The organism is Armatimonas sp. (assembly GCF_043757465.1).
Classification (GTDB): Bacteria; Armatimonadota; Armatimonadia; order Armatimonadales; family Armatimonadaceae; genus Armatimonas.
The window spans coordinates 19,059-31,284 of the sequence record NZ_JAYVPL010000021.1 but is presented as its reverse complement, the minus strand read 5'-3'; the positions used below and the strand labels follow the sequence as shown (position 1 = coordinate 31,284).

12 protein-coding genes are annotated in these 12,226 nt (G+C 58.8%); 9 read left to right on the top strand and 3 right to left on the bottom strand.

Annotated elements, in window-relative coordinates; genetic code table 11:
* Together ACH2ED_RS02935 and ACH2ED_RS02930 are read left to right on the top strand one after the other, a co-directional pair.
* Window positions 1-106, top strand: a 106-nt coding sequence (locus ACH2ED_RS02935; protein WP_395088717.1) for a zinc ribbon domain-containing protein, incomplete at its 5' end; no start/stop codon positions are given.
* A 264-nt stretch (window positions 107-370) separates the two neighbouring features.
* A complete protein-coding gene (locus ACH2ED_RS02930) occupies window positions 371-742 on the top strand; it encodes a VOC family protein (protein WP_395088716.1) in 372 nt (123 codons plus the stop codon).
* Between the two features lie 111 nt (window positions 743-853).
* On the opposite strand, the gene ACH2ED_RS02925 is transcribed toward ACH2ED_RS02930, so the two are convergent.
* Window positions 854-2,206 (bottom strand): DUF1552 domain-containing protein, encoded by a 1,353-nt coding sequence (locus ACH2ED_RS02925; RefSeq protein WP_395088715.1) that lies wholly within the window; start codon window positions 2,204-2,206, stop codon window positions 854-856.
* Entirely contained in the window at window positions 2,206-4,701 is a 2,496-nt protein-coding gene (locus ACH2ED_RS02920) for a DUF1592 domain-containing protein (protein WP_395088714.1), read from the bottom strand. Before ACH2ED_RS02920 ends, ACH2ED_RS02925 begins: the two co-directional genes overlap by 1 nt.
* A gap of 135 nt (window positions 4,702-4,836) precedes the next feature.
* Between ACH2ED_RS02920 and ACH2ED_RS02915 the strand changes: the two genes are divergently transcribed.
* From ACH2ED_RS02915 to ACH2ED_RS02885, 7 genes are read left to right on the top strand one after another with little or no spacing between them, the layout of a single operon-like run.
* On the top strand, window positions 4,837-5,841 hold the full coding sequence (locus ACH2ED_RS02915) for an NAD-dependent epimerase/dehydratase family protein (protein WP_395088713.1): 1,005 nt from the start codon (window positions 4,837-4,839) through the stop codon (window positions 5,839-5,841).
* Window positions 5,828-6,856 carry a dihydrodipicolinate synthase family protein gene (locus tag ACH2ED_RS02910; protein ID WP_395088712.1) on the top strand — a complete coding sequence of 343 codons (1,029 nt, stop codon included), beginning with the start codon at window positions 5,828-5,830 and terminating at the stop codon, window positions 6,854-6,856. Before ACH2ED_RS02915 ends, ACH2ED_RS02910 begins: the two co-directional genes overlap by 14 nt.
* 9 nt (window positions 6,857-6,865) lie before the next feature.
* Window positions 6,866-7,102, top strand: coding sequence for a hypothetical protein (locus tag ACH2ED_RS02905; protein WP_395088711.1), 237 nt, complete (start codon window positions 6,866-6,868; stop codon window positions 7,100-7,102).
* A gap of 8 nt (window positions 7,103-7,110) precedes the next feature.
* Window positions 7,111-7,920 carry a hypothetical protein gene (locus ACH2ED_RS02900; protein WP_395088710.1) on the top strand — a complete coding sequence of 270 codons (810 nt, stop codon included), beginning with the start codon at window positions 7,111-7,113 and terminating at the stop codon, window positions 7,918-7,920.
* On the top strand, window positions 7,907-8,710 hold the full coding sequence (locus ACH2ED_RS02895; RefSeq protein ID WP_395088709.1) for a hypothetical protein: 804 nt from the start codon (window positions 7,907-7,909) through the stop codon (window positions 8,708-8,710). The genes ACH2ED_RS02900 and ACH2ED_RS02895 overlap by 14 nt, the downstream gene beginning before the upstream one ends.
* Before the next feature lie 10 nt (window positions 8,711-8,720).
* Complete coding sequence (locus tag ACH2ED_RS02890) at window positions 8,721-9,941, top strand: glycoside hydrolase family 88 protein (RefSeq protein ID WP_395088708.1); 1,221 nt, start codon at window positions 8,721-8,723, stop codon at window positions 9,939-9,941.
* Window positions 9,938-10,747: a 3-ketoacyl-ACP reductase gene (locus tag ACH2ED_RS02885; RefSeq protein ID WP_395088707.1), complete on the top strand. Its 810-nt coding sequence runs from the start codon at window positions 9,938-9,940 to the stop codon at window positions 10,745-10,747. The genes ACH2ED_RS02890 and ACH2ED_RS02885 overlap by 4 nt, the downstream gene beginning before the upstream one ends.
* Window positions 10,748-10,763: 16 nt before the next feature.
* On the opposite strand, the gene gcvPB is transcribed toward ACH2ED_RS02885, so the two are convergent.
* The gene (gcvPB, locus tag ACH2ED_RS02880; protein WP_395088706.1) at window positions 10,764-12,221 is read right to left on the bottom strand and encodes an aminomethyl-transferring glycine dehydrogenase subunit GcvPB; all 1,458 of its coding nucleotides are present in this window, start codon (window positions 12,219-12,221) and stop codon (window positions 10,764-10,766) included.
* Window positions 12,222-12,226: the final 5 nt, after the last annotated feature.

Below are 12,226 nucleotides of genomic sequence, written 5' to 3'. Positions count from 1 at the left end.
ACGCTGGCATCACTGCCCGATTTGCGGGTTGTCGCTTGACAGGGACACCAACGCCGCGTTCAATATCCTCAAAGCCGCTATGGGACAACATAGCGTCAACGGTTAACCGTTGTAGAAGCCCTCCGCTTTAGCCGTAGGGAGTTGTCACTTTGTCTTCTCGTATTATGGCAAGCAGACCCCCGACGAGCTTCTGCCCGTCTTGCGTGTGGCCCGCGTGGCCCGCCTTCTTCTCTTCAGCCATAGCCATCGTTCGGTAGCAGCATCGGGGCTTCCTGCGGAGTTTGCAAAAAAAGTCATTGACATATTTTAGAATTTGTGTAAACTTATGTTTGTTACTGGCGATAGAGAATCGTCAGAGGAGAACAAGACCATGTCAAGAGTGATTCATTTTGAGCTTCCGGCCCAGAACCCGGAGCGTGCGATTGCGTTTTATAGCCAGGCGTTTGGCTGGAAGTTCCATAAGTGGGATGGCCCGATGGACTACTGGCTAGTGCAGACGGGCGAGAAAGAGGCAGAGGGAATCAACGGGGGGTTAATGGCCCACGATCCGCAGTTTCCCATGGCCCCGATCAATGTCATTGATATTGAAGACATTGATGGGGCGATTGAGAAGATCAAGGCTGCCGGGGGGACGATCACCATGGAGAAGCATCAAATCCCCGGAGTCGGTTGGCTTGCGTACTTCTCAGACACCGAGGGGATTATCTCTGGGATCATGCAGCCTATCAAAGGCGAGGAGTAGGTAAAGATGCTTGAGGCATATCTGAGCAGCCTTGAGTTGGCGTATTTCGAGGCGACGCCCGATAACTGAGGTTTACCCCTCCTCTGCGCTGGGAGAGGAGGGGGTTATATTTTACATCTGTCCGAGCTGGACGAGCTTGCCGGTGCTGTCACCGATGGATTCCGGATGGACACCAGCGCGGTCTAGCAGTGTCATGTATAAATTTGCGACGGGCGTCTCTTGTGCGTAGGCAATGTGGCGACCGGGCTTTACACTGCCGCCGCCTCTACCTGCCACCAGCAGAGGTAGGTTTTCATGTGTGTGGCGGTTCCCGTCGCTGATGCCGCTGCCATAGACGATGAGCGAGTTGTCCAATAAATTGCCCTCACCATCTTGAGTCGCCTTGAGTTTTCCTAAGTAGCGTGCAAAGAGCTCGGTGTGGAGCGTGTTGATTTGCGCGACTTTCTCAATAAACTGCGGGTTGTTGCGGTGGTGGGTCAGGGGGTGGTGGCTGTCGGCGATATTGATCTCCGGGTAGGTTCGCATGCTGCCCTCACGCCCGATCATCATGGTTGAGACCCGGGTGGAGTCCGTCTTGAAGGCTGCTACTTGGAGATCGAACATCAGCGTGACGTACTCGGCAAAGGCGACGGGAATGCCAGCGGGCTTTTCGATTCCGGGCGCGGCGACGTGGTTATCACGCTCTGCGCTCTGAATGCGAACCTCGATCTCGCGAACCGACGTGAGGTACTCGTCTATCTTGCGCCGATCTGCCTGGCCCAGTGTGCCAACCAGGCTCTGCGTATCCTCGCGCACCATGTCTAAAATGCTCTTGCGGTAGCTTGCGCGTCGTGCCCGCGTCGCGGGGTCGAGGCGGAAGTCCTCGGTGCCGAAGAGACGCTCAAAGACGGCGCGTGGGTTTACTTCGGGGGGCATCGGTGTGGTGGGGCTGCGCCAGGAGATGCTATTGGTATAGGCGCAGCTATAGCCCGAGTCACAGTTGCCCACGGTGCGCGAGTCCTCACAACCCAGCTCCAGCGAGGCAAACCGTGTCTGGGAGGCAAATGCCCGCGCGGCGATCTGATCCGCGGAGATACCGCCTAAAATGTCCGCGCCGCTTGTTTTTTTGCAGTGGACACCCGTCAGAAACGAGGCCCCCGCACGGGCGTGGTCGCCTGCACCATCGCCCAGCTCGTTGCCATTGTGGTCGGCAAGCCCGGAGATCACCATCAGGTCATTTCGATAGGCTTCCAGTGGCTTGAGGATACGCGTGATCTCAAAGGCGCTCCCGACTTCTTTGGGGGTCCAGTCGTTCATGATGATGCCATTGGGCACGTAGCAGAAGACGAGGCGAACCGGCGCTTTCCCTCTGCGGCGCGGCGACGCCAACGCGGGTGTCATCGCGTCTAAAAAAGGCAGTGCAATGGCGGCACCCGCGCCGCGTAGTAGCATTCGCCGCGATACGTGATTACCTGAAATATACATTACTTTGGTCCTTTTCCTTGCCGCATCTGAAACGGCTTGCTGGTGACAATGGCCTGCACCAGGCTGGAGAAACGATAGTTTTTAGCGGCGCTGCTTTTCGTGATCGCACTCACGGCGGCGCGGTCGTAGCGCTCCAGGCCACGTCCCAGTGCGTAGGTAAGCAGCTTCGTGGATAAACACTGTGCAAATTCCCCGCTATCAGTTTTAAGAATCGTCCTGAGGCCATCGGCACCTTGGAAAGTCCGTCCATCCGGGAGCGAGCCCGACGAATCAATGGCAACTGTCCCGTCGTTCTTTCGAAAAGCCCCGATGGCATCGAAGTTCTCTAGGCCGAAGCCGAGTGGGTCCATACGCGCATGGCAGGAAGCGCAGGTCGGGTTCTTCCGGTGCTCCTCAAGCTGCTGCCGGAGCGATGTTGCGGAGCCCACGGCAGAGACATCCAGATTCGGCACGCCCGGCGGTGGTGCGGGCGGTGGCGCGTTGAGGATGTTTTCAAGAATCCACTTGCCCCGTAGCACGGGCGAGGTTCGATTCGGATACGACGTTACCGTGAGCACGCTTGCCTGGGTTAAAATACCGCCACGCGTGGTTCCCGTGAGATCCACTTTGCGAAACGTGGGACCAACGACAGTGACGCCGGGGATTTTATAGAAGCTCGCAAGGCGCTCATTCAGGAACGTGTACTTTCCTAGCAAGAGTGTGAGAATACTCTGATCCTCTTTGACAATACTATCAAAAAATAGCTCGGTCTCCTGACGCATGGACAGACGCAAGTACTCGTCGAAGTCCGGGAAGCGGCCTCGGTCGGGCTTGACAGACTCTAGTGCCCGGAACTGAAGCCACTGCCCAGCGAAGTTCTCGGCAAGCGCGAGTGATTTTGGCGACGCGAGCATCCGGTGCACTTGCGCCTCTAAGACACCCGGCTTGCGGAGGGTTTGGCTGTCCGCACAAGCCCGTAGTGCATCATCGGGCATGCTGCTCCAGAGAAAATACGACAGGCGGCTCGCGAGCTCGTGCTGAGTGAGAAACTGCGGCGTGTTTGGTTTTGCGAGGGGCTGGTCACGCTCGATGCGGAAAAGAAAGTGCGGGGAAACTAAGATTCCCTGAAGCGCCAAACCAATCCCTTCCTCATAGGAATCGCCATTTTTCTGCGCCAACGCCACCAGGTTGGAGAGACGAGCAATCTCTTGCGGTGTCACGGGGCGACGAAACGCACGCCGCGCTAAGCTGCCTACGATCTTTGGCGTGCAGGCGGGCGCATGGCCGCCCTGTAGATGGCCACAAACAAAAATCTTGCGCAGGCTCAGCTCCGAAGGGCCCTGGGTTTGCGCGTACGGCCCACCGATCTCTAAAGCACTGACGCGGGCATCATTGGCGGGCACTTTCTCTTTTTTACGTTCCTCAAAGCGCTTTCGGAACTCCTCAGCGCGCTCGGGGGGGAATCCGGGGGGACGCTTGAACTCCCGGGGGACGACCTTTCGCTTCGAGGGACTGGGGCCGTTAAACTCGGGGGGCAGTCCCTCGTACATACGCTCAATGGTGGCCGCGACCCAGTGATCGCCCGCTTTTACTTTGACGCGGCACTCCAATGTCCTCCCTGAGAGATCCTGGCGATCAAAGGAAAACCCGGATGCCCCTTCGGCATCTATCGTGAGTGTCTGCACTTTCTTGCCATCTATCCAAAGCCCAAACGGGAGCGGCTCGGAGCCCAGGGGGCGGGTGCCATTCAGACCAAGACGAAAGATATACTCACCGTCCACGGGGAATCGGTGGGTTGTGTGCAACGAATTGGGGACATTGAGCCCTGTGACATCGTAGCTTGCGGGAACGGTGGGCCCTACAATAATATTCCGACCTGACGCCTCGTGCCGCGCCAGTGCAGGCTGGAGCAGCTCCGGTCCAAAAAGCGCGACGCGGGCGATTTTCTCTGCAGCCGCGACGTATTTTTCCATCTGCGATGAAGAGAGCGAGAGAACATCGCCGATATTATCGAAGCCGTAGCCGGAGTCATCTTGCGCAAACTCATCGGCGGGACGGAAGCTCACACCAAGCAGCTCTTGGATGGTGTTGTTGTACTCCGCGCGGTTCAGGCGGTGCGCGGTGACACTTCCGGGAGTGGGTGGTGCCGCTCGGTCTACGCGTTCCAGCTCCGCCTCGATTTGTCGAAGAAGTGCGTTACTCTCGGCCTGCGAGGGTTTAGGTGAGCCTTTGGGCGGCATCTCGCCCATCTTGACCTTGCGCAGGACACTCTCCCACTCGTCGCGGGAGCGTACCACGGAGCCCGCGCGTTTTAGCGAGAGCAGATCCAGGCCACCTGCCTTAGTCTGCGCGTCGTGACACGCGACGCAGTTTTTTGAAAAATATGGCCAGAGCGCCTGCTCAAAGACGGGCCCTCTTTTTGCGGGGGCTGTCTGGTGCCCCGAAGTCGGCACGACGGCCAGCCCGAGCAAAATAGCCAGACTGAGCGGTGGTAAAGAAATAAGTGAACGCTGCATAAAATTCTCTCACTTTAAGGCACATACCGGTCTGTTAGAGCAGGTTATTGTACACGTCTATGGTACGATCAGCCATGTATTTCCTTTTTTATTGAGTTTCTGACCTGGCGCTAAGTGGTTGAAAGGATTTATGATATGACGCTTGAAGAACTTGAGGATCGCCTCTCGGAGCCCACTCCGGCGGTGGTCGCTGCGCTGGATGCTCTGGACGGAAATCTGATGATCCTAGGAGCGGCGGGCAAGATGGGGCCGACCTTGGCACGGATGGCAAAACGTGCCGTGGGCAAGTCGCGCCGTGTGATCGCCGTGAGCCGCTTCTCGGATTTGACGGCACGGGCAGCGCTAGAGTGCGCAGGTGTCGAGACGATCACGGCGGACTTGCTGGATGTGGACGCACTCCTGGCGCTCCCTGATGTCCCCAATATTGTCTTCATGGCCGGGATGAAGTTCGGAGCCACAGGCAACGAGCCACTGACCTGGGCAATGAATAGCTTTCTACCTGGTCTGGTCTGCCAGCGCTTCACTACGAGCCGCATCGCCGCGTTCTCCACCGGCAATGTCTACCCGCTCACGCCGCTGCACCAAGGCGGTAGTATCGAGACCGACGCACCTGGGCCAGTAGGTGAGTACGCGCAGAGCTGCCTGGGCCGCGAGCGGATTTTCCAGTACTTCGCCGAGAGCTACGAGACTCCGGTGTCGATTCTGCGTCTCAACTACGCGGTCGAGCTGCGCTACGGTGTCTTGTGCGACATCGCCCGGAAAGTCTGGGAGGGCACCCCAATCTCCGTGGCAATGGCCGCCGTCAACGTGGTCTGGCAAGGCGACGCCAACGCTTGCGCGCTCCAGAGCCTTGCCCACGCTTCGTCGCCTGCCAGTATCTTCAATCTTGCCGGGCCCGAGCAGCTCTCCGTGCGAAGAATTGCCGAGCAGCTTGGCACGCTTCTCGGAAAAGAGCCGATTTTCGAGGGCGAAGAGAGCACGCACGCCTTGCTTTCCAACGGCCAGAAAGCACACCGTGCGTTTGGCTACCCGACTGTCGGTGTGGAGCAAATCCTAGAGTGGACGGCGCAGTGGATCAAAAACAGTGGCCCGACGTTCGGTAAGCCCACGAAGTTCGAGGTGCGCGATGGAAAGTTCTAGCCATTCCCCCGCCCGGCGGGGGCTAGGGGGTGGGCTCGCAATCCCCGCCCAGCCACTGGCGCTCACGGCAAACCGAAAGCTCGACGAGCGGCGACAGCGTGCGCTGACGCGTTATTACTTAGCGTCGGGCGTAGGCGGGCTCGCGGTGGGCGTCCACACCACACAGTTCGCCATCCGTGACCCGAAAGTGGGGCTGTTTGAGCCCGTCCTGAGCCTGGCAAAAGAGGAAATGGATAGGGTGGGTCGAGAAGTCTTTCGCATTGGTGGTATCTGTGGCGAGACAAAGCAAGCCGTCGCCGAAGCTGCGCTCCTTAAAACGCTGGGCTACGATGCGGGCCTGCTCTCGCTGGCCGCACTGAAAACTGCCGACGACGACACGTTGCTGGCACACTGCCGTACTGTGGGGGCGACTATCCCGCTGATCGGGTTTTATCTCCAGCCCGCCGTCGGAGGGCGCGTCTTGCCCTATGCCTTCTGGCGGCGCTTCTTTGAGATCGAAAGCGTGATTGCCGTCAAGATCGCGCCGTTCAATCGCTATCAAACCCTCGATGTCATCCGTGCCCTCGCTGAGACAGGCCGCCAAGACATCGCGCTCTACACCGGCAACGACGACGCCATTGTCGCAGATCTGGTCACCACTTACTTTGGCCGTCGCATCGTCGGTGGCCTACTCGGGCACTGGGCCTGCTGGACGAAGAGTGGGGTGGAATTGCTCAAGATATGCCAGGCAATCAGCGATACCGTCCCCGCCGAGCTACTCGCCACGGGTGTTGCTGAAACAGATAGGAATGCCGCGATCTTCGATGCCGCCAACGGTTTTCGGGGCTGCATCGCCGGGATTCACTATGTCTTGCAACAGCAGCGGCTCCTAGAGGGAATCTGGTGCCTCGATGAAAACGAGACGCTCTCGCCGGGCCAGCGTGAGGAAATCGAGCGTGTGAGAGTTGCCTACCCAGATTTATCAAAACCCGACGACGACTTCATTTCGGAGCACTTGGATAGCTGGCTGCGATAAAATCAATTCATGACTAGGGAAGAGATCATCGCTCGTGGCAAAGCGATCTACGACCGCCACCTGCGTCCCCAGGTTGCCACGCCAGAAAACATAGGGAAGCTTTTGATGATTGACGTTGATTCGGGCGACTATGAGCTGGGAGACGACGGCAATGATGTCGAGCTTTTTCATCGCCTACGTGCCCGTCATCCACAAGCACAAGTTTTCAGTCTGAAGGTGGGCTACCGAACCGCTGAGCGTGTTTGATGCCGACTATGACCCGAGAAGATGCTGAGGATTTCCTGATCCAACTCGACGACAATCTTGTCTGGGAACGGCATGATAACTGCCCACCGCCGCCTCTGGATCGTGTGGAGCTGGCGCGGCGGCTGTTAGAGCAGGTCAATCCGATAGATGATAGCCCTGGAGCTCCCTTTGATAGTACGCGTCTCATGAGGCAACCGGATCACATTCAAGTGGACTGGCTTATGCACTCCGACAGTGATCTTCTCACGGATCGTATCTGGAAGGAACTTGGCAAGCCCGCCAACATTGGCGATCTGTTTGATTTGTTGGAGCGAATCTACCAAGCACGCTGGCGGCGTGGCTGGGTTTGTGGTGCGGCTCCCGATGCTTCCCAAAAAGTGAATCGGGAGATTCTCGCGGCTCTGCGTGCCGTAACGAGTAATCCAGACGCGACTTTCGAGAACACAGAGCATCTCACCGACAAATTAACGCCACAGCAAGGGCGGGATTTGTGCTGGGAGCTGGACTGGGTTGGCTATGAAGGCCGGACACGTCTTGTCGAACAGGCGACGAGCTTTCTGACAGGGGTGCTGGAAATCGTTCTCATTCTCGGAGGATTAGTACTGATTCTGCTGGCGTTGCTGGGCTATCTCAATGGCTGGGTGGCAGTCTGTAGCTTTATCGGTCTTGTTGGGCTCGTTACTGTCAGTGGAAAACGTACTGGAGATTTCCGTTGGAGAAAGCCTGCACTGACTTTTGGCGAGCTGGCGAGCGAGCTTCAAGAACGAGCACGCGACGAGTACGAGGAAATGAAGGGGGCCGCACATGACGCTGGATGAAGCACGCACGCTCCGAGAAGCCGCAGGACAACCGACCGAGTGGCCCGCAGATATTCACCCGCCGCTCTCACGGCTGGCACTGACACGGATCGTGGGGACGGAGTGTGAGGAGCAGCAAATTCAGGTGGCAGCGTGGGACTCCGTGCTTTTGGGGCATCCCCTCGACGATTCGTCGGTTCTTGACGACGTCGTGGAGGGAGTGGCGGAGCTTCTACAGATCAACCTGGTAGGCGATAGGTTGCCCAATCGGTTTGATCACTTCGTCGCCCTGGTTGAGGAGGAGTTTCTGACGCAGTGGCGCGGGCTGGTCGGGATGAATCTCTCCGACGCGCAGCTTATAGACATGATTGGGCGTGCCGTGGGCGAGCCCCTCAACGGCGACGAAGCCATTATTGAGCTGATTCCTGAGGCACAGCTCGCGGGGTTCTGGCAAAAACTCCCCGAGCCGTGGGGGAGCTTGTGGCCGTCCGTGAGCATGCAAACCATCTGGTGGCCGCTGTCGGAACGAACGTGGGGGGCGCTGGGGGGATTTTCGGTGCTCACGTATCTGCTCTGGAAAAATGTGGATGTCAGCATCGGCTCACGGCTGATCCTGAGCGCCATTGCCCTCTGGCTCTGCTGGACTTTCGTGGTCGAGCAGCCCATCAAGCCCGTCTGGCCCAAATCCCTCGTCACGGTCCGCGACGTGGCCCACGCGATGCTCTCTGAGCTGCGGGAGCAGGAGGCGCACTGGGAATTACTGGAGCGAGAGTGGGGCCCAAACCGGTTTTTGGAAGCGCAAATCGGGTAAACTCTCCGCTGTGAACGCAACTCTTGAGAGCGCCTTTGCCTTTGCACAGGGCCAGGTGAAAGCCCTGATCGCTACTTACCCCGCTGACTACTACCCGATGTACACGGTTCATGGCAAGTTCGGCCAGGACACGAAGCGCTGGACGCACTGGTGCGATGGCTTCTACCCAGGCATGATGTTTCTCTTTGCCGAGGCCACGGGCGAGAGCTTCTGGCTCGCCGAGGCCGTGAAGCGCAGCACGCCTCTTGAGGAGCGCCAGTACGACCGTGCCGTCCATGATCTAGGTTTTCTCTTTTTCTCCACCCATCTTAGGTGGCTGGAACTGGGTGGCCCCGAGGCGCATATCAACGCGCTGCTCGACCAAGCGGGCAAGACTATGGCGATGCGCTTTATGCAAAACGGTCAGTATCTGCGCAGCTTTGTCGAACCCGCGAGCTTGTTTATTGACGTCATGATGAATGTCGGGACGATCTTCCGCACGGGGCTTCGGCTAGAAGATGAGCATTTACTCGCCATCGCGCACCGGCACTGCGAGACCACGCGTCGGGCGCTTGTGCGTGGCGATGGCTCGACCAGCCATGAGGCCCTCTTTGATTTAGCAACCGGCGAGTGCCTGCGCCAGAGCACGCACCAAGGCTGGCGCGGCGACTCCTGCTGGGCGCGTGGCCTCGCTTGGTCGCTCTACGGCTTCACCCGCAGCTACCAACAGACGGGCTGTGCGATTTACTTGCAGACCGCGATGGCCAACGCCGACTATCTGCTCGCACAGCTTCCTGGTGGCGGCGTCACCACCTGGGACTTTGACGCCCCCAATCAAGACATAGACTCGTCAGGCTCCGCGATTGCCGCCTCTGGCCTGCTCGATCTGGCGGTTGTCTGCCCCGATCCCGTCAAAGGCGCGGCGTATCGCAATTGGGCTATCCGTAGCCTGGAGCTCTCCTGTGAGCAATATTTAGGCGACAAAACGCCCGGCTTTGAGGGGATTCTGAACGGCTCGATCTACCACATTCACAAAAATATCGGTGTCCACGAAGCCTGTTTGTTCTCAGAATATTTCTTCGTCGAGGCGCTCAGGAAAGCCATTCGATCTAATTCCCCCGCTGGGCGGGGGGTAGGGGGCGGGATTGTCACACCCTACCCCGAGGACTCGCTCCCGGCGCAGTTCAAGACCTGGGTGGATGGCCCCACGGAAGAAGACGTCGCCTCACCCGTGGACGGAGCGACGAAATGACCAGATCTGTGGCACTGGTGACCAGATCTGTGGCACTGGTGACCGGGGCTGGGCGGGGGATTGGACGGGGGATCGCGATTGAGCTGGGCAAGCTCGGGTGGTTTGTGGTGGTGAACTACGCCGGGAATGTGCAAGCTGCCGACGAGTGCGTGGCGCTGGTCAAAGCGGCGGGCGGGGATGCGCTTGCCGTTCGCGCGGATGTCTCGGTAGCGGAGGATCGCGAGCGGCTGGTAAACGAGACGCTCGCCGTGGCGAATCGGATTGACTTGCTGGTGAACAACGCGGGGGTCGCGCCGAGTGTGCGCGCCGATGTGCTGGAGGCGAGTGAGGAGAGCTTTGATCGGCTGATCGCGATTAATCTCAAGGGGCCGTATTTTCTCACGCAACGCGTCGCGAGAGAAATGATTACGCGAATTGCCCCCCCCGCCCCCGATAACGGGGGAGCCAATGTGCCGCAGATTATCACAGTCTCCTCGATCTCTGCGTTTACGGCATCGGTAAATCGGGGCGACTACTGCATCTCAAAGGCGGGTCTGGGAATGGCGACGGCGCTCTGGGCGGCGCGGCTGGCGGAGTACGGGATTCGGGTTTATGAATTGCGCCCTGGCGTGATCGCGACGGACATGACGGCGGGAGTGAAAGACAAGTACGACAGTGCGATTGAGGGCGGAGCCTGGCCGATCCGCCGCTGGGGCCTGCCGGAAGACATCGGACGCGCCGTCGCCGCTCTCGCCCGAGGAGACTTTCCATTCTCCACAGGCGAGGTGATCAACATTGATGGCGGCTTCCACCTACGAACGCTGTAACCGCTCGTGCCTGAAACTACTTCCAGGCGACATCGAGGTTACGCGCGGCAAACGGCTCGTCGAGGCGCTTGACGGGTGCGGTGTAGGGAGCGCCCTGCACAAGCGCGGGATCGTCGGCGGCTTCTTGCGCGATTTTTTCCAGGGCTTCCACGAAGGCATCCAGTGTCTCCAGACTCTCCGTCTCCGTGGGCTCGATCATGAGACACTCGGGGACGATCAAGGGGAAGTACATGGTCGGGGGATGGAAACCATAGTCAATAATCCGCTTGCAGACATCCAGCGCCTTGACATTGTAGTCTTTCTTCAAGCGCTCCAACGAGAAAACCGCCTCGTGCATACAAGGCCGGTCGTAGGCAACGGCGAATGTCTTGCTGAGCTTGGCTTTTAAGTAGCTCGCGTTTAGCACGCTGTTCTCGCTGATCTGTGGGAGCTTCTCGCGGCCATAGTGCATTAAATACGCATAGCCACGCACCACGGCTAGGTACGCTCCCGCGTAGGGCCCTACTTTCCCCACCGAGAGCGGACGGTCAGAATCGAGGCCAAAGCTGCCGTCGGCGCGTTTGACTGCCATCGGAACAGGCAGAAACGGCTCCAGAATCTTCTTGACACCCACCGGACCAGAGCCGGGGCCGCCACCACCGTGGGGCACCGAAAATGTCTTGTGGAGGTTCACGTGCATCACGTCGAAGCCCATATCGCCCGGTCGCACGGTGCCGACCAGCGCGTTCATGTTCGCTCCGTCGCAGTACATCAGCCCGCCCGCATCATGAACAAGCTGCGAGATCTCCAGAATGTCTTCCTCGAATAGCCCCACGGTATTGGGATTGGTGAGCATAAAGCCTGCGATCTGCCCGTCGTGCTTGGCAAGCTGCTCTTTTAAGTGCGCGATGTCGGTTAGGCCGCGCTCGTTGGTCTTGACATCCACCACTTTATAGCCACAACGCGCCGCCGACGCCGGGTTGGTTCCGTGCGCCGCTGTGGGAACCACGACCATTTTACGGGTCTCACCCTCGCCCCGGTGAATATGATACGCCCGGATCAGCATCAGACCGAGCAGCTCCCCATGTGCCCCGGCGGCGGGCTGTAGGCTCACGGCGTCCATTCCGAGAATCGTCGAGAGCATCTCCTGCATCTCGTAGAGCACGGAAATCGCGCCCTGCGCTGTCTCTTCGGGCTGATAAGGATGCACCCGCGCGAAGCCCGGCATGTTCACCGCGACATCGTTGATCTTGGGGTTGTACTTCATGGTGCAGGAACCCAGAGGGTAGAAACCCTTGTCCACGCAGTAGTTCAAGTTGGAGATACGCACAAAGTGCCGCACCACCTCCGGCTCCGAGAGCTCGGGCAGAGGAAGCTCCGTGCGCAGTGCAACACCCGGCAGCAGCTCGCCGAGCGGCTTCACGGGCACATCGCAGGCGGGCATCCGCACGCCCACACGGCCTGGTCGAGAGAGTTCAAAAAGAGTTAATTCCATAATAT

Coding starts and splice junctions, on each gene's coding strand:
- ACH2ED_RS02930 (WP_395088716.1), top strand. CDS start 371: ATGTCAAGAGTGATTCATTTTGAGCTTCCGGCCCAGAACCCGGAGCGT.
- ACH2ED_RS02925 (WP_395088715.1), bottom strand. CDS start 2,206: ATGTATATTTCAGGTAATCACGTATCGCGGCGAATGCTACTACGCGGC.
- ACH2ED_RS02920 (WP_395088714.1), bottom strand. CDS start 4,701: ATGCAGCGTTCACTTATTTCTTTACCACCGCTCAGTCTGGCTATTTTG.
- ACH2ED_RS02915 (WP_395088713.1), top strand. CDS start 4,837: ATGACGCTTGAAGAACTTGAGGATCGCCTCTCGGAGCCCACTCCGGCG.
- ACH2ED_RS02910 (WP_395088712.1), top strand. CDS start 5,828: ATGGAAAGTTCTAGCCATTCCCCCGCCCGGCGGGGGCTAGGGGGTGGG.
- ACH2ED_RS02905 (WP_395088711.1), top strand. CDS start 6,866: ATGACTAGGGAAGAGATCATCGCTCGTGGCAAAGCGATCTACGACCGC.
- ACH2ED_RS02900 (WP_395088710.1), top strand. CDS start 7,111: ATGACCCGAGAAGATGCTGAGGATTTCCTGATCCAACTCGACGACAAT.
- ACH2ED_RS02895 (WP_395088709.1), top strand. CDS start 7,907: ATGACGCTGGATGAAGCACGCACGCTCCGAGAAGCCGCAGGACAACCG.
- ACH2ED_RS02885 (WP_395088707.1), top strand. CDS start 9,938: ATGACCAGATCTGTGGCACTGGTGACCAGATCTGTGGCACTGGTGACC.
- gcvPB (WP_395088706.1), bottom strand. CDS start 12,221: ATGGAATTAACTCTTTTTGAACTCTCTCGACCAGGCCGTGTGGGCGTG.